Origin of the sequence: Sphingomonas sp. LY29, assembly GCF_035593985.1 — a bacterium.
Lineage (GTDB): Bacteria > Pseudomonadota > Alphaproteobacteria > Sphingomonadales > Sphingomonadaceae > Sphingomicrobium.
Window position 1 is genome coordinate 2,086,197 of record NZ_CP141587.1, and the last position, 17,328, is coordinate 2,103,524.

Sequence of the window (17,328 nt, forward strand, 5' to 3'; positions counted from 1 at the left end):
CCAAGGCGAAAGCCGACGCGGCCGAAGCAACCGACGCATAAGGAAGGACTGACACCATGATTCAGATGCAGTCCAACCTTGAGGTTGCCGACAATTCCGGCGCGAAGCGCGTCCAGTGCATCAAGGTGCTGGGTGGGTCGAAGCGCCGCGTGGCCGGCGTCGGCGACATCATCGTCGTCTCGGTCAAGGAAGCCGCCCCGCGCGGTCGCGTGAAGAAGGGTGACGTCCACCGTGCAGTGATCGTCCGGACCGCCAAGGACATCCGCCGCGCGGATGGCTCGGTGATCCGCTTCGACACCAATGCGGCCGTGCTGGTGAACAAGAACGAAGAGCCGATCGGCACCCGTATCTTCGGGCCGGTGGTTCGTGAATTGCGCGCGAAGAAGCATATGAAGATCATCAGCCTCGCGCCGGAGGTGCTCTAACCATGTCCGCTGCGAAGATCCGCAAGGGTGACACGGTCGTCGTCCTGTCCGGCAAGGACAAGGGCAAGACCGGTGAAGTCACGGCATCGCTCCCCAAGGACGGCAAGGTCGTCGTCAAGGGCGTGAACGTCGCGACTCGTCACAAGAAGCCGACCCAGGAAAACCCCCAGGGTGGCCTGGAGCGTCGCGAAGCGCCGATGCACGTCTCGAAGGTCGCGATTGCCGACCCGAAGGACGGCAAGGCAACGCGCGTTCGGTTCGAGACGTCGAAGGACGGCAAGAAGGTCCGCGTCGCGGCGCGGTCCGGGGAGAAGATCGATGGCTGAAGCCAAGAAGCAGGGTGAGGCTTATCAGCCGCGCCTGCGCAAGGATTACGACGAGCGCATCGCCAAGGCGATGACGGAGAAGTTCGGCTACAAGAACAAGCTGGAAGTTCCGCGTCTCGACAAGATCGTGATCAACATGGGCGTCGGCGAGGCGACCCAGGACAAGAAGAAGGTCGAGCAGGCCGCCGCCGAGATGGAAAAGATTGCTGGCCAGAAGCCGGTGATCACCAAGGCGAAGACCTCAATCGCGCAGTTCAAGCTGCGTGAAGGCATGCCGATCGGCTGCAAGGTGACTCTTCGTCGCGAGCGGATGTACGAGTTTCTCGACCGCCTCGTGACGATCGCCCTGCCGCGCGTCCGGGATTTCCGTGGCCTCAACCCCAAGTCGTTCGACGGCCGTGGCAACTATGCCATGGGTCTCAAGGAGCAGATCGTGTTCCCAGAGATCAACTATGACCAGATCGACAAGGTCCGGGGCATGGACGTCATCATCACCACCACCGCGAAGACGGACGAAGAAGCGCGCGAACTGCTGCGTCTCTTCAACTTCCCGTTCCCCGCGGACGAACAGAAAGAAGCCGCGTAAGCGGCGTTGGAGAACTTAAGTCATGGCGAAACTGAGTTCCGTGAACAAGAACGAGGCGAGGCGTAAGCTCGTCGCGAAGACCGCGGGAAAGCTGGCTAAGCTCAAGGCGAAGGCAAACGACACTTCGGTCGACGAGACCGAGCGTCTGATCGCGCGCCTGAAAATGGCGGAGCTGCCGCGCAACGGCAATCCGACCCGCATCCGCAACCGTTGCGAACTGACCGGTCGGTCGCGCGGCTTTTATCGCAAGTTCCGCCTCTCGCGGATCATGCTTCGGGAAATGGGCAACAAGGGCCTGATTCCCGGTCTCACCAAGTCGAGCTGGTAAGGGTACGCTCATGCCGATGACTGATCCGTTGGGTGATATGCTCACCCGCATCCGCAATGGCCAGCAGGCGCGCAAGGATTCGATCCTGACGCCGGCATCGAAGCTTCGTGCCAATGTGCTCGACGTGCTTCAGCGCGAAGGCTACATCCGCGGTTACTCCGAGGAAGAACTTGCAGGTCACAAGGGCCTGCGGATCGAACTCAAATATTTCGAGGGCCAGCCCGCGATCCAGCATCTGGCTCGCGTGTCGAAGCCCGGTCGCCGCGTCTATTCGGCGTCGAGCGAACTGCCCCGCATCCGCAACGGCCTCGGCATCACGATCGTGTCGACCCCCCGTGGCGTGCTGTCGGACGCAGAAGCGCGCGACCAGAATGTCGGCGGCGAAGTGCTGGCGGAGGTGTTCTAATGAGCCGCATCGGTAAAAAGCCGGTCGCGATGCCTTCGGGCGTTAGCGCCAACGTCGAGGGCCAGACCCTGACGGTGAAGGGGCCCAAGGGCACCCTGTCGATGCCCGTGATGGACGACCTCGTGACCTACACCATCGAGGACGGCCAGATCAGCGTGAAGCCGGTCAACGCCTCGCAGCGCTCGCGCGCCGCCTGGGGGATGCAGCGTACCAACGTGCAGAACCTGGTCACCGGCGTGACCGAGGGCTTCTCGAAGGTTCTCGAGATCAACGGCGTCGGATATCGTGCACAGGCTCAGGGCAAGAACCTGAAGCTTCAGCTCGGCTACAGCCACGACGTCAATGTCGCGGTGCCGGAAGGTCTTGAGGTCAAGACCCCCGACAACACCACCGTCGAGATCAGCGGGATCGACCGCCAGAAGGTCGGACAGCTGGCCGCCGAGATTCGTCGCTGGCGCAAGCCGGAGCCCTACAAGGGCAAGGGCATCAAATATCGCGGCGAGTATATCTTCCGCAAAGAAGGCAAGAAGAAGTAAGCCATGGCGAAACTTTCCATCTTCGACCGCCGCCGTCGCCGCGTCCGTACCGCGCTCAAGGCGCGTGCTTCGGGCAAGCCGCGCCTGTCGGTTCACCGTTCGGGCCGTCACATCTACGCACAGCTCATCGACGATGCAGCGGGCAAGACCATCGCGTCGGCCTCCAGCCTCGACAAGGATCTGCGCAAGGATGGCGGCGCGACCCGCGACTCTGCCGCGACTGTCGGCAAGACGCTGGCCGAGCGTGCCAAAAAGGCGGGTGTCTCCGCGGTCGTGTTCGATCGTGGTGGCTTCCTTTTCCATGGCCGGGTGAAGGCCCTCGCCGATGCCGCTCGCGAAGGCGGACTGGAGTTCTAAATGGCTGACGAGAACCAAACCCCGCAGGCTGACGCCGCGCCCGAAGCCGCTGCTCCTGAAGCAGCAGCCCCCGCAGCAGCGCCCGAGGGCCGTGGACCGCGTGGCGGCCGTGGCCGTGGCGGACCCGGTGGCGGTCGCGACAATCGCGGCGGCGGAAACCGTGGTCGCCGTGACGATCGTCGCGGCGGACGTGGCGGCGACGACGACGGCGAAGAGCTGATCGAGAAGCTGGTGCACATCAATCGCGTGTCGAAGACGGTCAAGGGCGGTAAGCGCTTCGGCTTCGCCGCGCTGGTCGTGGTCGGCGACGGCAAGGGCCGCGCCGGTTTCGGTCACGGCAAGGCGCGCGAAGTGCCGGAAGCCATCTCCAAGGCCACTGCGGCTGCGAAGAAGGCCATGGTTCGCGTTCCCCTTCGCGACGGTCGTACGCTGCACCATGACGGCAACGGTCACTTCGGTGCCGGCAAGGTCACGGTTCGCTCGGCTCCGTCGGGTACCGGCATCATCGCCGGTGGTCCGATGCGCGCCGTGTTCGAAAGCCTTGGTGTCCACGACGTGGTCACCAAGTCGGTCGGCACGTCGAACCCGTACAACATGATCCGTGCGACCTTCGAGGCGCTCAAGGAACAGACCAGCCCGCGCAGTGTCGCGCAGCGTCGTGGCAAGAAGGTCGCCGACCTCCTTGGCCGTGGCGGGCTCGACAAGGCCGAGGCCGAAGCGACCGCCGAAGCGGTCACGGAGTAATCAGCATGGCCACCATCAAGATCACGCAGACCGGTTCGCCGATCCGCCGTCACAAGACCCAGCGCGCGACGCTGGTCGGCCTTGGCCTCAACAAGATGCACCGCACGGTCGAGGTCGAAGCGACCCCGGAAGTGATGGGCCAGGTTCGCAAGGTCGCGCACCTGCTCAAGGTCGAAAACTAAACATCAACCGGATGGCGGTGGGCGTCGTGCCCGCCGCCTCCAGCGCGAAATAAGCGAAAGCGAGTGCACACATGACGATCAAGCTCAACGAACTCCGCGACAATCCCGGCGCCCGCAAGGACCGCGTCCGCGTCGGCCGCGGCATCGGCTCTGGTGTCGGCAAGACTGCCGGCCGTGGTCAGAAGGGGCAGAAGAGCCGCTCGGGCGTCTCGATCAAGGGCTTCGAGGGCGGCCAGATGCCGCTCCACATGCGGATCCCGAAGCGCGGCTTCAACAACATCTTCGCCAAAGATTTCGCCGAAGTGAATCTGGGCGCGATCCAGAAGATGATCGATGCCGGCAAGCTTGAAGGCACGGGCACGCTCGACCATGCCGCGCTGAAGGCCGCTGGCCTGGCACGCGGTGGCAGCGACGGAGTCCGCCTTCTCGCCAAGGGCGAACTGACCAGCAAGGTCAGCTTCAAGGTTTCGGGCGCGTCGAAAGGCGCGATCGAGGCGGTCGAGAAGGCTGGTGGCAAGGTCGAGGTGATGCAGGTCGTCACCGCCGCCGAAAAGGCCGCCGCGAAGAAGGGCAAGGCCCGTCTCGCGCGCATCGCCGCCAAGGACGAAAAGAACGCGGCAAAGAAGGCGTAACGTCGCCTTGTTTCACGCGGGGGGCTTCGCAGCGACGCCTCAGTGACTATATCGGGCGGCGGGGGGCTTCGGGCCTGCCGCCGCCTGACTTTTTTCTAGGGATACTTCATGGCATCCGCAGCCGAACAATTGGCCGCCAACATTTCGCTGGCAAGCTTCACCAAAGCCACCGAGCTCAAGAAGCGCCTGTGGTTTACGCTCGGGGCGTTGATCCTGTTCCGCCTGCTGTCGTTCGTGCCGATTCCCGGTATCGATCCCCGCGCGCTAGCCTCGCTATTCCAGACGCAGCAGGGCGGCGTCCTCGATTTCTTCAACACCTTTTCGGGCGGCAGCCTGGAGCGCATGTCGATCATCGCGCTCGGCGTCATGCCCTACATCACCGCCTCGATCGTCGTTCAGCTGGGCGGCACGCTCTACGAGCCGTGGAAGCAGCTCAAGAAAGAGGGTGAGGTCGGGCGCAAGAAGCTCAACCAGTACACTCGCTACCTGACCGTGCTTCTGACGACGGTGCAGGGCTATTTCATCGCGGCCGGCCTCGAAGGCCTTGCTGCGACCCAAGGCATCTCCGCGGTTGTCGAGCCCGGAACTTTGTTCCGCGTCGCCGCGACCGTCAGCCTCGTCGGCGGTACGATGTTCCTCATGTGGATCGGTGAACAGATCACCAGCCGCGGCATCGGCAACGGCGTCTCGCTGATCATCATGGCGGGCATCGTCGCCACGCTGCCGCAGACGCTGGCCCAGCTGTTCGAAGGCGGTCGTACGGGCACGATGGACCCGCTGCTCGTGTTCGGCATCGTCATCGCCGTCGTCGCGCTCGTCCTGTTCATCTGCTTCATGGAGCGCGCCCAGCGCCGCGTCCTGGTGCAATATCCAAAACGGCAGACCGCGCGCGGCACGATGCAGCAAGAGCGCAGCCACCTTCCGCTCAAGCTGAACACCGCCGGCGTCATCCCGCCGATCTTTGCGTCTTCGCTGCTGCTGATGCCGTTGACGGTGCTGCAGTTCGCGGGCGGCGGTGCGACCGATACCGACAGCGCGTCGAACGACTTCCTGATCACCGTCACCACCTACCTGCAGCACGGCGCCCCGTTGTACCTGCTGCTGTATGCCGCCGGGATCATCTTCTTCTGCTTCTTCTACACCGCGGTGCAGTTCAATTCGGAAGAGACGTCGGAAAACCTGAAGCGCCACGGCGGCTTCATCCCTGGCATCCGCCCGGGCAAGGCGACCGAGAATTATTTCGATTACCTGCTCAATCGGATCACGGTGATCGGCGCCGCCTATCTCGTCACCATCTGCCTCATCCCGGAAATCGCGTTGAGCCAGGCGGGCGTGCCCTTCTACCTTGGCGGGACGAGCTTGCTCATCGTCGTCAACGTGACCATGGATACGGTCAGCCAGATCCAGAGCCATCTGATCGCGCACCAATATGGTGACCTGATCAAGAAGGCGAAGCTCAAGGGCGGACGTCGCCGCTAGTCACCGGCGCGAACAGGGGAGCGTTTCGACCTTGGACATCATTCTTCTCGGACCTCCCGGCGCGGGCAAGGGGACACAGGCGCAGCGCCTGCAGACCAATCGCGGCATGATTCAGCTGTCGACGGGCGACATGCTTCGCGAAGCGGTTGCCAAGGGCACCCCGACCGGGCTGAAAGCCAAGGCCGTGATGGAAGCAGGCGAGCTGGTCAGCGACGCGATCGTGTCAGCGCTGATCGGCGAGCGGCTCGACAGCGCCGAGGGTCATGGCGCGATCTTCGACGGCTTCCCGCGGACGCAGCATCAGGCCGAAGCACTCGAGATCCTGCTCGGCGAACGCCGTCGCAAGCTAGACTATGTGATCGAACTGGTGGTCGACGAAGAGGCTCTCGTAACGCGCATCACCGGTCGCTTCACCTGCGCCAAGTGCGGCGCGCCGTACCACGACCAGTTCCATACCCCGCGCGTCGAAGGCACGTGCGACAATTGCGGGAACCACGAATTCAAGCGCCGGCCCGACGACAATGAGCAGACCGTCCGGACGCGGATGGCCGAGTATCGCGCGAAGACCGCGCCGATCTTGCCATTCTATCGCGACAAGGGGCTCGTCCGTCAGGTCGACGGCATGGCCAGCGTCGAGGCCGTCGCGGCCGCGATCGACGCGATTCTGGATTCCTGACCTCGCATCATTGCGAACGCCGGCGGATCGAGGCACTCTCTCTTCGTTAAGGGGGGAGGATCGACCATGCGCACGCTGTTGATCGCTGCCGGCATGCTGGCGGCCACGCCGGCATCGGCCGAGGTGCTGTCGGCCAGTACCAATGGGTTCGAAATCCGGCACTCGGCCAATCTCGTCATCCCGCAAGCGCGCGCTTACGCCGCGTTCGGACAAATTTCCCAATGGTGGTCGAAAGACCATAGCTATTCGGGCGACGCCTCGCGCCTATCGCTGCAACTGCGCCCCGGCGGCTGCTTCTGCGAAACGCTCGACGGGGGTGGTGGCGTTGAGCATCTGCGCATCGCCTATCTCCAGCCCGGCGAGCGCGTCGTCATGACCGGCAGCCTCGGCCCGCTGCTCTACGAGGGCACCAGCGGCGCGATGGACATTCAGTTCGAAAAGATCGCCGGCGGGACACGGATCGTGATGACTTATCGCGTGGCAGGCTTCGCGCGGGGCAATGCGGCGACGATCGCACCGGCGGTCGATCAGGTCCTGGGGGAGCAGATGAAGCGGCTGCGAATATTCGCCGCCGGATCGGGCCGGCGCTAGGCGCGCACCAAGCTGACCGTGCGCCACGACGGCGTGTCGCCGGTGGCCAGATGATCCTCGCTCGCGACTTCGTGCCAGCGCTCGCTCGATCGTAGGTCGGGCATCGACACGTCGCCTTCGACCGTTTCGAGCACTTCGGTCAACTCGATATGATCGGCGATCGGCTCGAATAGGGCGAAGATCGCTGCGCCGCCGATGACTGAAATCGGCGTGTCTCCGGCAAGCGCGATCGCGCCGTCCACATCGTGCGCCACTTCCACGCCCTCGTGGCTCCAGTCGGCGTCGCGCGTCATTACGATGTGGCGGCGGCCGGGCAGGATGCCGGGCAGGCTGTCGAACGTCTTGCGCCCCATGATCATCGCGCTGCCCATGGTCAGCGCCTTGAACCGCTTGAGGTCGCCGGGGATGTGCCACGGTAGGTCGTTGTCCCGGCCGATGACGCCGTTAATGGCGCGGGCAAGGACGATGGTGATGGGGGGGCGGGTCATGACCCCTCCTACGCTTGCGGGGGCGGCGGCGGCAAGCGTAGGGAAGGGCGATGAACCCGGCCCAGGCAAGTTTAATCGAACAGGCGCGGGCGCGCCTCGGGCAACGGATCGCGATCACCGATGCGGCGGATATCGAACCATGGCTGACCGACTGGCGCGGGCGATGGACGGGCCGGGCGGAGGCAATCCTTCAGCCCGGATCGACCGACGAAGTCGCCGCGCTGGTCGGGATGGCGGGAGAGGCGAACGTCCCGTTCGTTCCGCAGGGTGGCAACACCTCGATGGTGGGGGGCGCCACGCCACCCGAGGATGGATCGGCGCTAATCCTGTCGCTTCGTCGGATGAACCGAATTCGGAGCATCGACCGCTCCGCCATGCGCGCCGTCGCAGAGGCGGGCGTCATCCTGCAGAACTTGCATGGCGCCGCGGCGGGCAAGGGGCTTCGCTTTCCGCTGACGCTCGGGGCGCGGGGCAGTGCGACCGTTGGCGGGCTCGTCTCGACCAACGCCGGCGGAACGCAGGTCCTCCGCTTCGGACCGATGCGCGCGCTGGTCGAGGGGGTCGAGGCGGTCCTTCCCGACGGCACGATCCACGATGGGCTCGGCGGTCTCAAAAAAGACAATCGCGGCCCCAGCATCGACCAACTGCTGATCGGGGCGGAGGGAACGCTGGGCATCGTCACCGCAGCGCGACTTCGCCTGGTCCCGGCGGCAAGCGGTCGGGCGGTTGCTTGGCTTGGGCTTGCGAGCCCCCAGGTAGCGCTCGATGCCCTCCGCGCGCTCGAAGGGCAGAGCGACCGGATCGAGGGATTTGAACTATTACCTGCGGAGTCGCTCGATGCCGCGATCGGGCATTTGCCGGGCGCACGAGCGCCGCTCGACGGCCGGCACAAGTGGCATGTGCTGGTCGAGATGACCGGCGCTGACGCTGCCGAGACCCTTCCGAACTTGCTCGCGCCTTTGATCGACTCTGGCCTTGTCGGCGACGCGACCATCGCTTCGAGCGAGGCGCAGGCCGAGGCTTTCTGGCGCTTGCGGGATGGATTGTCGGAAGCGGAGAAGGCGGCATACGGGCCCGCCACGCAGCACGACATCAGCGTGCCGGTCGAAGCAATGCCGCGCTTCATGACCGACGCCGCCCGCGCGGTCGAACAAGCCTTCCCCGGCACCCGCGCCTCCGGCTTTGGCCACCTTGGCGACGGCAACGTCCATTTTCACGTCCGCGCCGGATCGCGCGCCGACGACGGATGGCTTGGCCGCGAGGGTGGAGCCGTGTCGCGCTTCGTCCACGATCTCGTCGCTGCGGCGGGCGGATCGATCAGCGCGGAGCATGGAATCGGCCAGATGAAGCGCGACGAACTGGCCCGCCTCGACCCTGTCCGTGTCGCCCACATCCGCGCGATCAAGGCCGCGCTCGATCCGCGCGGCCTGATGAACCCCGGCAAGCTGGTCTAGGAAGCGCTCAGGCCGTCAGTTCAAACGAAAAGTGGACACCCTCGGCTTCGGCCGACGGCGCGATCCAGGTTTCGAACGTCCCCGGCTCGATCACCGGCCGATTGTCTTGGCCGATGAAGGAAAGGTCGGACCGGGCTAGGCGAAACGTCACCACTTCCGACGCGCCGGGAGCGAGCGCGATCCGCTTGAACGCCTTCAATTCGCGGACCGGGCGCGTGATGCTGGCGGTGCGGTCGCGAATGTAGAGTTGGACGACTTCTTCGGCCGCGCGCTTGCCGCGATTAGTGACTCGCGCTCGAAAGGTGAGGTCGCCCGCTCCGTTCCAGTTCTTCGCGCCGGTCTCGACCGCCGAATAGGCAATGTCGCCGAAGGTCAGGCCGTGGCCGAACGGATAAAGAGCGGTGTTCGTCATTCCCCGGAAGCGCGCCTTATATTCCTGTAGCGGCCCTGTCGTCGCTGCGGGCCGACCGGTCGGCTTGTGCGCGTAATGGTAGGGCTGCTGGCCCGACGCGCGCGGGAAGCTGACGGGCAGGCGACCCGATGGAGCGTGGTCCCCGAAGAGGATGTCGGCGACGGCCGGCCCGGTTTCCGACCCCAAGAACCAGGTGATCAGGATCGCCGGTGCCGCCGCGACCGCACCATCGAGCGCGAGCGCACGACCGTTCTTGAGGACGACCACCACGGGCTTTCCGACCGCCGCGACTGCCTCGGCGAGCGCTCGCTGCGCATCGGGAAGGCCGATGTCGGTACGCGACTGCGCCTCCCCCGACATATTTTCGCTTTCGCCAAGCGCGAGGATGACGACGTCGGCGTCGCGCGCAGCCGTCACCGCGGCCTCGATCCCGCCAGCGATCGGGGCCTCGACGCCCGACCCTTCGACCACGACGAGCGAAGCGCGATCGCGAAGGGCGGCACGGACGCCGGTCGCCAGATCGACCGCCTGCTTATTGTCGCCATAGACGCACCATGGGCCGTTGAGGTCGTGCTGCCCGGCCGCGAACGGCCCGATCAGCGCGATCCTTGTGCCCGTCTTGGGGAGTGGAAGGAGGGCGCCGTCGTTCTTCAGCATGACGATTGATTTGCGCCCGGCCTCCCGCGCCAACAACAAGCTGCGCGGAGTTCGCGAGCGCGCCTTCTCGCGCTTCTCGTCGATGCGGCGGAAGGGATCGTCGAACAGGCCGAGCATCGCCTTCATTGCCAGCACGCGGCGCACCGATTGGTCCACGCGAGCCATCGGCACATCGCCACTGGCGACGAGGCTTGGCAGATGCTGGCGGTAGAAGCCGCTTTGCATGCTGATGTCGACCCCGGCGAGGAAGGCGAGGCGGGTTGCATCGCGGGCGTCGCGGGCGAAGCCGTGCGCGATCAATTCTTCGTCTCCGGTGTAGTCGGACACGACCAGCCCACTGAACTGCCACTCATCACGAAGGACTTTAGTCATCAGCCACTCGTTCGCCGTGGCGGGGATGCCGCTGATCTCGTTGAATGCGGCCATCGTCGTCAGGGCCCCCGCATCGAACGCGGCCTGAAACGGCGGGAAATAGACTTCGCGAAGAGTGCGTTCGGATACGTCGACCGTGTTGTAGTCGAGCCCGGCTTCGGCCGCGCCATAAGCGGCGAGATGCTTGGCGCAGGCCATCATCGTATCGCGCGATTTCAGCGTCGAGCCCTGGAAGCCGCGCACGCGCGCCGCGGCGAAGAGGTTGGCGAGATGGACGTCCTCGCCCGCCCCCTCGACACCGCGACCCCAGCGCTGGTCGCGCGCAATGTCGACCATCGGCGCGAAGGTCCAGTCGACCCCGGCGCCCGCCGCTTCATATGCGGCGGCTTCGGCGGTTCGACGGGCAAGATCGGGATCGAAGCTGGCGACTTCGGCCAGCGGCACCGGGAAGATGGTGCGGTGACCGTGAATGATATCGGCGGCGAAGATCATTGGAATCTTGAGCCGCGACTCCCGGACGGCGACAGTTTGAAGCAGCTTGTGCGCACGGGCGCCGTTGGCATTGAAGACGCCGGTCAGCAGCCCGCGACGGGCTTCGTCGAGCTGCTGAGGAAAGCTGCTGTTCGACGGCGGGTTGAGCGCCGCCGCGAGCGTACCGCCCCAGGCCGACGCCATCAGCGTCAACTGGCCTGCCTTCTCCTCGATTGTCATCGACGCGATCAGGCGATCGACGAAGGCGGGGACGGCGGCGCGCTCGGCCGCCTGCAGCAGCGCACGGGCCGGGCTCGCTGCCCAAGCCGCGACCGCACCCATGCCCATCAGCGCCGCGCGCCGCGAAAGTTCGGTATCAAGCATTCGGCGCGTCTATCATCGAAGCAGGGGTCGCCGAAACCCTGGTGCGTCAGGTCGCGCCGCCACCCAGCGCGATGTAAAGCGCGACCAGATTGTCCGCCTGCGCGCGCTGCAACTGGATCAATTGTTGCTCGGCTGCGAACAGGTTGCGCTCGGCATCGAGCACTTCGAGATAGGATGCGACGCCCTCCCGATAGCGAAGCCGAGCGATGCGCGCGATCTGGCGAGCCGCGGTCAGTCCGCGCGTGCCGGACGCCACTTGCTCGGCATAATATTGCCGCCCCGCGAGAGCGTCCGAGACTTCGCGGAAGGCCCCTTGCACGGTAACCTCGTAGGTGGCGACGGCGATGTTCTCACGCGCCTGAGCCACCGTCAGGTTGCCGCGATTACGGCCTCCGTCAAAAATCGGCAGGCTGATCGACGGCCCGAAGCTCCACGTTAGGCCATCGCTTCCGAAGAGTGAGCCGAGCGCGGTCGAGGCGAAACCGGCAGCGCCCGTGAGCGAGATCGACGGGAAGAAGGCGGCACGGGCCGCGCCAATGTTGGCGCGCGCGGCGCGAAGCCGCTCTTCGGCGGCGAGGACATCGGGCCTCGCGACGAGCAGGTCCGATGGCAGGCCAGCGGCAAGCGCGGGGACCGCCGCCTGCTGGGCGAGCGTGAGCGGTTGGGGAAGCGGGGCCGCGACGGGTCCGCCAACCAGCAGCGCGATAAAATTGTCGCCTTGCGCCTTGGCGAGGCGAAGGCCCGATGCCTCGGTCTCCGCCTGCGTCAGCAGCGATTCCGCCTGGCGATAGTCGAGCGCAGACGTCACCCCCGCATCCAGGCGTCGCTTGCCGATCCGTACTGCTTCGCGACGGCTGCGCACGGTCGCGTCGGCCAGTGCGATCCGCTCGTCGGCCTCGCGCGACGCGAAATAGGCACTGGCAACGTCACGGACGAGCGACAAACGGAAGGCGCGCTGCGCCTGAATCGTCGCGAGGTATTCGCCGCGTGCCGCCTCCGACAGATTGCGGACCCGACCCCAGAAATCGAGTTCGAAACCCGACACCGCGACCCCGACCGAATAGCGGTTAGTGGTCTCCGGCCCGGTCAGGCCCGGTGCGCGCGAGCGAGTGACGTCGCCACTGGCGCCGACCGTCGGTAGCCGCTCGGCATTCTGGATGCGGTACTGGCCGCGCGCCTCCTCGATCCGGGCGACCGAGACGGCAAGATCGCGATTCCGGACCAGTGCTTGCGCGACGAGCGCCTCGAGCCTCGGATCGACGAGGAACTGTGACAGGCGAACGTCGGTCGCGCGCTGTCCCGGCTGCTTGTCGCCGGGGAATGCGGCCGGATAGTCGCTCGCGGTCGGCAGCGCCGGACGCACGTGCGGCGGTGCGAAGTTGGCGCATCCGGCGAGCAGGCTCGCGGCGCCGAGGATGGCCAGCTTACGCAACGCTCTGCGCTCCATCGGTCGGGCTGGACGGGGGCACGTCATGCATATGCGCCTTTTCATGCGGGGACGGCGGGCGGCGCTTGGTCAGCCAGCGACGCACCGCGAAGTAGAACAATGGAATGAAGAAGATGCCGAGGAAGGTCGCCGACAGCATCCCGCCCATCACGCCGGTGCCGACCGCTCGACGTCCGGCCGCGCCGGCGCCGCTGGCAATGACCAACGGGATCATCGCCGACAGGAACGCCAGGCTGGTCATGATGATTGGGCGAAGCCGCAGCTTCACCGCCGCCATTACTGCGTCGAAGGTCGATTTGCCCTCGGCCTCCTGCTCGATCGCGAACTCGACGATCAGGATGGCGTTCTTGGCCGACAGGCCGATGATCGTGATCAGGCCGACATTGAAATAGATGTCGGCGTTATACCCGCGCAGCATCGACAGCAGCACTGCGCCAAGCATCCCGATCGGCACCACCAGCAACACCGCGACCGGCACCGCCCAGCTTTCGTAAAGCGCCGCGAGCAACAGGAAGACGACGACCAGCGACAGGCCGAGCAGTAGCCCGATCTGACCCGCAGATTGCTGCTCCTCATAACTGATGCCGGTCCATTCGAACGCGAACCCGGCGGGAAGCTGGCTTGCCAGTTTCTCCATCTCTGCCATCGCCTCGCCGGTCGAAATTCCCGGTGCGGGTTCGCCCGAAATCGTCATGGCGGGATAGCCGTTGTAGCGCTGTAATTGCGGCGGCGCGGCGCTCCATTCGACGCTGGCGAAGGAACCGAACGGCACCATCTCGTTGGTTGCGCTGCGCACCTTCAGGTCGAGGATGTCCTGCGGCGTCATGCGATGCGCGGCGTCGGCCAGCATCAGCACGCGCAGCACGCGGCCTTCACGCGAGAAGTCGTTAACGTAGGCGCTGCCGAAGTTGATCGCGAGCGTCGCGTTGACGTCGGCGATCGACAGGCCGAGCGCGCGCGCCTTGATGCGGTCGATATCGACCTTCAGCTGCGGGGCGTCCTCCTGCTCCTCGGGGCGGACACCGACCAGCAGCGGGTTCTGCGATGCGCCGCCGAGAAGCTGGTTGCGCGCGGCCAGCAGGGCCGGATAGCCGTTGCTTCCCCGGTCCTGCAGCTTGAAGGTGAAGCCGCTCGCGGTGCCCAATTCCTGGATCGCAGGCGGGCTCAGCGAGAAGACGAACGCTTCCTTGATCCCGCCGAACACGCCCATCGCCTTGCCGGCCAGCGTATCGGCACGATTTTCCAGGCCCTGACGCTCTTCCCATGGCTTGAGCGGAATGAACGAGATGGCGTTATTCTGGCCCTGGCCGAAGAAGCTGAAACCGCGGACCAGCACGACGTTGGCGGTCTGCTCCTGCTTCATGAAGTAATCGACGACCTGATCGGCGGCCGCGCCGGTGCGCTGCGTGGTGGCGCCGGGCGGGGCCTGAATGACGGTGATGAGGTAGCCCTGATCCTCCTGCGGAAGGAAGGACCCCGGAAGGCGCGCGAACAGGACGAAGGTCAGGCCGACCAATAGGGCGAACACGCCGAGCCAACGCAGCGGCACGGACAGGATCTTGACCACCGACCCTTCGTAGCGGCTCGTCACCCGCGCGAACCAGCCGTTGAACCCGGCGAAGAAGCGATCGACGCGCTGGCCGATCGCGCCGCTGCGATGGGTGTCGTCGTGCGGCTTCAGGAACGACGCGCACAGCGCCGGGGTCAGCGTCAGCGCCAGCAGCGCCGAGAAGGCGATGGAGATGGCGAGCGTTAGCGCGAACTGGCGGTAGATGCCGCCGGTCGTGCCCGGAAAGAATGACATCGGCACGAACACCGCGATCATCACCAGCGTGATGCCGATGATCGGCGAGGTGATCTGACTCATCGCCTTCACCGTCGCCTCGTAGGGCGGCAGCTTTTCGTCGCGCATGATGCGCTCGACATTCTCGATCACGACGATCGCGTCGTCGACGAGGATGCCGATCGCCAGAACCATGCCGAACAGCGTCAGCACGTTGATCGAGAACCCCGCGAGCCACAGGCCGAGGCAGGCACCGGCGAGCGCGATCGGAACGACGATCGAGGGGATCAGCGTCGCACGCCAGTTCTGCAAAAACAGGAACATGACGATGAACACCAGCACCATCGCCTCGACCAGCGTGACGATGACTTCCTCGACCGAAATCTCGACGAACGGAGTGGTGTCGTAGGGGATCGACCAGGCGACGTCCTGCGGGAAGGTCGTCGACAATTCGGTCATGCGCGCCTTGACGCCCTCGGCGGTCGCCAGCGCGTTCGCGCCGGGGGTCAGCTGGATCGCCATGCCCGCCATCGGCTTGCCGTTGAGTTCGGACGAGAAGAGATAGCTTTCCGCGCCAAGCTCAACGCGCGCGACGTCGCCCAGCGTCACCGCCGACCCGTCGGGGTTGGCGCGCAGGATGATCGCGCGAAACTGCTCCGGCGTGGTGAAGCGGCCTTGGGTGGTGATGATCGCGTTGAGCTCGGTCCCGCCCGACAGCGGCTGGTCGCCAAGCTGTCCGCCTGCGGTCTGGCTATTCTGCTCCTGCACCGCGCCGAGCACTTCGGCGGGCGACATCGCGAAGCTCGCCAGCTTGTCGGGGTCGAGCCAGATGCGCATCGCGTAACTGGGCGAGAAGGACTGAACGTTGCCCACGCCCTCGACGCGGCGAAGCTCGTCGACCACCTTGGTGTTGGCGAAGTTGCCGATCTCGAGCGACTGCATCTGGCCGCTCTTCGAGGTCAGCGCGACGATCATCAGGAAGCCGGCGTTGGCCTCGTTGACCTGCACGCCTTGGCGCCTGACCTCCTCGGGAAGTCGTTGCTCGACGCGGCGAAGCCGGTTCTGAACGTCCATCTGCGCGCGGTCGATGTCGGTACCCGCGGCAAAGGTCAGGTTGATCGACGCAGTGCCGTTCGACTGGCTGTTCGACGACATGTAGAGGAAGCCCTCGATGCCGTTGAGCTCCTGCTCGATGACCTGCGTGACATTCTGCTCAAGCGTGCTGGCGTCGGCGCCGGGATAGGTGACGTTGATCGTCAGCGACGGCGGCGCCACCGACGGATATTGCTCGATCGGAAGGCCGCGAAGCGCGATCACGCCCGCGATCAGGATTCCGAGCGCAATGACCCACGCGAAGACGGGCCGGTCGATGAAGAAGCGAGGGGTCATGGGCTCGTCCGATCAGGCGGCGGGGCGGGTAGCGGGACGAGCCGCAGAGGCGGGAACGCCCGCCGGCCTCGGCTTGGCGATCGTCACCGGCTGACCCGGCATCGCCTTCTGCTGGCCGTTGACGATCACGCGGTCGCCGACCTTCAGGCCTTCGAGGATCGCCCAACGGTCGCCCTGCATTTCGCCAAGCTTCACCTTGCGCACTTCGACGAGGTTCTTGGCGCCGACGACCATGACGGTCGCGCCGTCGGACGTCAGCTTCACCGCGCGCTGCGGGATGGCGATGCCGTTGGGGCGGGTGCCGGCGAGGATACGTGCACGAACGAACTGGCCCGGCAGGAGCAGACGGCCCGGATTGACAAATTCGGCGCGAAGCGCGGCGGTGCCGGTGGCTTCGTCGATCGCTAGGTCCAGGAAATCGATCTGACCGCTGAACGGATAGATGCTGCCGTCTTCGAGCACGAGGCGAACCGGTACGCGATTTAGCGAGGGCAGGTTGAGCGCACCCGACGCGATCGACTGGCGGAGCGCGAGCAGGTCCGAAGAGCTTTGCGAGAAATTGATGTAGACCCGGTCGATCTGCTCGATGGTGGTGAGCAGGGTGCCCTGCGCGGCGCTGGCGAGCGCGCCTTCGGTCACCTGCGCCCGGCCGACGCGGCCCGAGATGGGAGCCGTCACGGTCGAATATCCCAGCATCAGGCGCGCGGAATCGACTTGGGCGCGGGCATTGGCGACATCCGCCTGCGCGGTCCGCTGGCTGGCGATCGCGGCGTCATATTCCTGCCGGCTAATCGCCTGCTCGCCGACCAGGCCGCTGTAGCGGCGGACGACCTGTCCGGCATTGGCGGCCGACGCCTGAGCCCGCGACAATTGCGCGCTGGCGGCATTGGCGTTGGCGCGCATCTGGCGCGGATCGATCTGGAACAAGGCGCGGCCCGCGCCGACATCGGTGCCTTCTTCATACAGGCGACGCTGGATGATCCCGTCCACGCGCGCACGGACTTCAGCAGTTCGGAACGCCTGCACGCGGCCCGGCAATTCGACGACGTTCGAAATGGGCTCTGCCCCGACGGTGATCGTCGTCACTTCGGGCGGCGGCGGGGCGGGGGGCGCCTCTTGTCCGCACGAAGCAAGCAGCAATGCGGCGGCGACTGCCACGGCCGAACCGTGCAATTTCAGAAAGCGCATGTATATCCCTGTCGA

General features: G+C 65.6%; 19 protein-coding genes. 14 read left to right on the forward strand and 5 right to left on the reverse strand.

Features of this window, described 5'->3' with window-relative positions:
* Nucleotides 1–56 precede the first annotated feature (56 nt).
* The 13 genes from rplN to SH584_RS10640 all read left to right on the forward strand — a co-directional run bounded on the left by rplN (nucleotide 57) and on the right by SH584_RS10640 (nucleotide 7,268).
* Nucleotides 57–425 (forward strand): 50S ribosomal protein L14, encoded by a 369-nt coding sequence (rplN, locus tag SH584_RS10580; RefSeq protein ID WP_322841183.1) that lies wholly within the window; start codon nucleotides 57–59, stop codon nucleotides 423–425.
* A 2-nt stretch (nucleotides 426–427) separates the two neighbouring features.
* On the forward strand, nucleotides 428–751 hold the full coding sequence (rplX, locus tag SH584_RS10585) for a 50S ribosomal protein L24 (RefSeq protein ID WP_322841182.1): 324 nt from the start codon (nucleotides 428–430) through the stop codon (nucleotides 749–751).
* Nucleotides 744–1,337, forward strand: coding sequence for a 50S ribosomal protein L5 (gene rplE / locus SH584_RS10590; protein WP_322841181.1), 594 nt, complete (start codon nucleotides 744–746; stop codon nucleotides 1,335–1,337). The genes rplX and rplE overlap by 8 nt, the downstream gene beginning before the upstream one ends.
* 22 nt (nucleotides 1,338–1,359) lie before the next feature.
* Nucleotides 1,360–1,665 (forward strand): 30S ribosomal protein S14, encoded by a 306-nt coding sequence (gene rpsN / locus SH584_RS10595; protein WP_324806949.1) that lies wholly within the window; start codon nucleotides 1,360–1,362, stop codon nucleotides 1,663–1,665.
* 10 nt (nucleotides 1,666–1,675) lie between these two features.
* Nucleotides 1,676–2,071 carry a 30S ribosomal protein S8 gene (gene rpsH, locus SH584_RS10600; RefSeq protein WP_322841179.1) on the forward strand — a complete coding sequence of 132 codons (396 nt, stop codon included), beginning with the start codon at nucleotides 1,676–1,678 and terminating at the stop codon, nucleotides 2,069–2,071.
* Nucleotides 2,071–2,607 carry a 50S ribosomal protein L6 gene (gene rplF, locus SH584_RS10605; protein WP_322841178.1) on the forward strand — a complete coding sequence of 179 codons (537 nt, stop codon included), beginning with the start codon at nucleotides 2,071–2,073 and terminating at the stop codon, nucleotides 2,605–2,607. Before rpsH ends, rplF begins: the two co-directional genes overlap by 1 nt.
* Before the next feature lie 3 nt (nucleotides 2,608–2,610).
* Nucleotides 2,611–2,964, forward strand: a complete 354-nt coding sequence (rplR, locus tag SH584_RS10610) for a 50S ribosomal protein L18 (RefSeq protein WP_322841177.1) — start codon at nucleotides 2,611–2,613, stop codon at nucleotides 2,962–2,964.
* Nucleotides 2,965–3,708: a 30S ribosomal protein S5 gene (rpsE, locus tag SH584_RS10615; protein ID WP_322841176.1), complete on the forward strand. Its 744-nt coding sequence runs from the start codon at nucleotides 2,965–2,967 to the stop codon at nucleotides 3,706–3,708.
* A 5-nt stretch (nucleotides 3,709–3,713) separates the two neighbouring features.
* Complete coding sequence (gene rpmD / locus SH584_RS10620; RefSeq protein WP_322841175.1) at nucleotides 3,714–3,890, forward strand: 50S ribosomal protein L30; 177 nt, start codon at nucleotides 3,714–3,716, stop codon at nucleotides 3,888–3,890.
* Nucleotides 3,891–3,967: 77 nt separating this feature from the next.
* Nucleotides 3,968–4,522, forward strand: coding sequence for a 50S ribosomal protein L15 (gene rplO / locus SH584_RS10625; protein ID WP_324809558.1), 555 nt, complete (start codon nucleotides 3,968–3,970; stop codon nucleotides 4,520–4,522).
* 108 nt (nucleotides 4,523–4,630) lie between these two features.
* A complete protein-coding gene (gene secY, locus SH584_RS10630) occupies nucleotides 4,631–6,001 on the forward strand; it encodes a preprotein translocase subunit SecY (protein ID WP_322841174.1) in 1,371 nt (456 codons plus the stop codon).
* Nucleotides 6,002–6,032: 31 nt separating this feature from the next.
* Nucleotides 6,033–6,677, forward strand: a complete 645-nt coding sequence (locus tag SH584_RS10635) for an adenylate kinase (protein ID WP_322841173.1) — start codon at nucleotides 6,033–6,035, stop codon at nucleotides 6,675–6,677.
* 66 nt (nucleotides 6,678–6,743) lie between these two features.
* The gene (locus SH584_RS10640; RefSeq protein ID WP_324806954.1) at nucleotides 6,744–7,268 is read left to right on the forward strand and encodes an SRPBCC domain-containing protein; all 525 of its coding nucleotides are present in this window, start codon (nucleotides 6,744–6,746) and stop codon (nucleotides 7,266–7,268) included.
* Here the strand turns inward: SH584_RS10640 and SH584_RS10645 are convergent.
* On the reverse strand, nucleotides 7,265–7,756 hold the full coding sequence (locus SH584_RS10645; RefSeq protein WP_324806956.1) for a dihydrofolate reductase: 492 nt from the start codon (nucleotides 7,754–7,756) through the stop codon (nucleotides 7,265–7,267). The genes SH584_RS10640 and SH584_RS10645 overlap by 4 nt on opposite strands.
* A 50-nt stretch (nucleotides 7,757–7,806) precedes the next feature.
* Between SH584_RS10645 and SH584_RS10650 the strand changes: the two genes are divergently transcribed.
* A complete protein-coding gene (locus tag SH584_RS10650) occupies nucleotides 7,807–9,210 on the forward strand; it encodes an FAD-binding oxidoreductase (RefSeq protein ID WP_324806957.1) in 1,404 nt (467 codons plus the stop codon).
* 7 nt (nucleotides 9,211–9,217) lie between these two features.
* Here the strand turns inward: SH584_RS10650 and SH584_RS10655 are convergent, their stop codons facing one another.
* The 4 genes from SH584_RS10655 to SH584_RS10670 are packed head-to-tail and all read right to left on the reverse strand — an operon-like array spanning nucleotide 9,218 to nucleotide 17,313.
* Complete coding sequence (locus SH584_RS10655; protein ID WP_324806959.1) at nucleotides 9,218–11,506, reverse strand: glycoside hydrolase family 3 N-terminal domain-containing protein; 2,289 nt, start codon at nucleotides 11,504–11,506, stop codon at nucleotides 9,218–9,220.
* 46 nt (nucleotides 11,507–11,552) lie between these two features.
* Nucleotides 11,553–12,938 (reverse strand): efflux transporter outer membrane subunit, encoded by a 1,386-nt coding sequence (locus tag SH584_RS10660; RefSeq protein ID WP_324806961.1) that lies wholly within the window; start codon nucleotides 12,936–12,938, stop codon nucleotides 11,553–11,555.
* A complete protein-coding gene (locus SH584_RS10665; RefSeq protein WP_324806963.1) occupies nucleotides 12,931–16,125 on the reverse strand; it encodes an efflux RND transporter permease subunit in 3,195 nt (1,064 codons plus the stop codon). The genes SH584_RS10660 and SH584_RS10665 overlap by 8 nt, the downstream gene beginning before the upstream one ends.
* Before the next feature lie 12 nt (nucleotides 16,126–16,137).
* The gene (locus tag SH584_RS10670; protein ID WP_324806965.1) at nucleotides 16,138–17,313 is read right to left on the reverse strand and encodes an efflux RND transporter periplasmic adaptor subunit; all 1,176 of its coding nucleotides are present in this window, start codon (nucleotides 17,311–17,313) and stop codon (nucleotides 16,138–16,140) included.
* Nucleotides 17,314–17,328 lie beyond the last annotated feature (15 nt).

What these genes read in the sequence shown, in the direction of transcription:
- SH584_RS10655 (WP_324806959.1), bottom strand. Translation starts at nt 11,506, where the DNA reads ATGCTTGATACCGAACTTTCGCGGCGCGCGGCGCTGATGGGCATGGGT.
- rpmD (WP_322841175.1), top strand. Translation starts at nt 3,714, where the DNA reads ATGGCCACCATCAAGATCACGCAGACCGGTTCGCCGATCCGCCGTCAC.
- rplE (WP_322841181.1), top strand. Translation starts at nt 744, where the DNA reads ATGGCTGAAGCCAAGAAGCAGGGTGAGGCTTATCAGCCGCGCCTGCGC.
- SH584_RS10640 (WP_324806954.1), top strand. Translation starts at nt 6,744, where the DNA reads ATGCGCACGCTGTTGATCGCTGCCGGCATGCTGGCGGCCACGCCGGCA.
- secY (WP_322841174.1), top strand. Translation starts at nt 4,631, where the DNA reads ATGGCATCCGCAGCCGAACAATTGGCCGCCAACATTTCGCTGGCAAGC.
- rplN (WP_322841183.1), top strand. Translation starts at nt 57, where the DNA reads ATGATTCAGATGCAGTCCAACCTTGAGGTTGCCGACAATTCCGGCGCG.
- SH584_RS10650 (WP_324806957.1), top strand. Translation starts at nt 7,807, where the DNA reads ATGAACCCGGCCCAGGCAAGTTTAATCGAACAGGCGCGGGCGCGCCTC.
- rplX (WP_322841182.1), top strand. Translation starts at nt 428, where the DNA reads ATGTCCGCTGCGAAGATCCGCAAGGGTGACACGGTCGTCGTCCTGTCC.
- SH584_RS10670 (WP_324806965.1), bottom strand. Translation starts at nt 17,313, where the DNA reads ATGCGCTTTCTGAAATTGCACGGTTCGGCCGTGGCAGTCGCCGCCGCA.
- SH584_RS10645 (WP_324806956.1), bottom strand. Translation starts at nt 7,756, where the DNA reads ATGACCCGCCCCCCCATCACCATCGTCCTTGCCCGCGCCATTAACGGC.
- rpsH (WP_322841179.1), top strand. Translation starts at nt 1,676, where the DNA reads ATGCCGATGACTGATCCGTTGGGTGATATGCTCACCCGCATCCGCAAT.
- rplF (WP_322841178.1), top strand. Translation starts at nt 2,071, where the DNA reads ATGAGCCGCATCGGTAAAAAGCCGGTCGCGATGCCTTCGGGCGTTAGC.
- rpsN (WP_324806949.1), top strand. Translation starts at nt 1,360, where the DNA reads ATGGCGAAACTGAGTTCCGTGAACAAGAACGAGGCGAGGCGTAAGCTC.
- rpsE (WP_322841176.1), top strand. Translation starts at nt 2,965, where the DNA reads ATGGCTGACGAGAACCAAACCCCGCAGGCTGACGCCGCGCCCGAAGCC.
- SH584_RS10665 (WP_324806963.1), bottom strand. Translation starts at nt 16,125, where the DNA reads ATGACCCCTCGCTTCTTCATCGACCGGCCCGTCTTCGCGTGGGTCATT.
- rplR (WP_322841177.1), top strand. Translation starts at nt 2,611, where the DNA reads ATGGCGAAACTTTCCATCTTCGACCGCCGCCGTCGCCGCGTCCGTACC.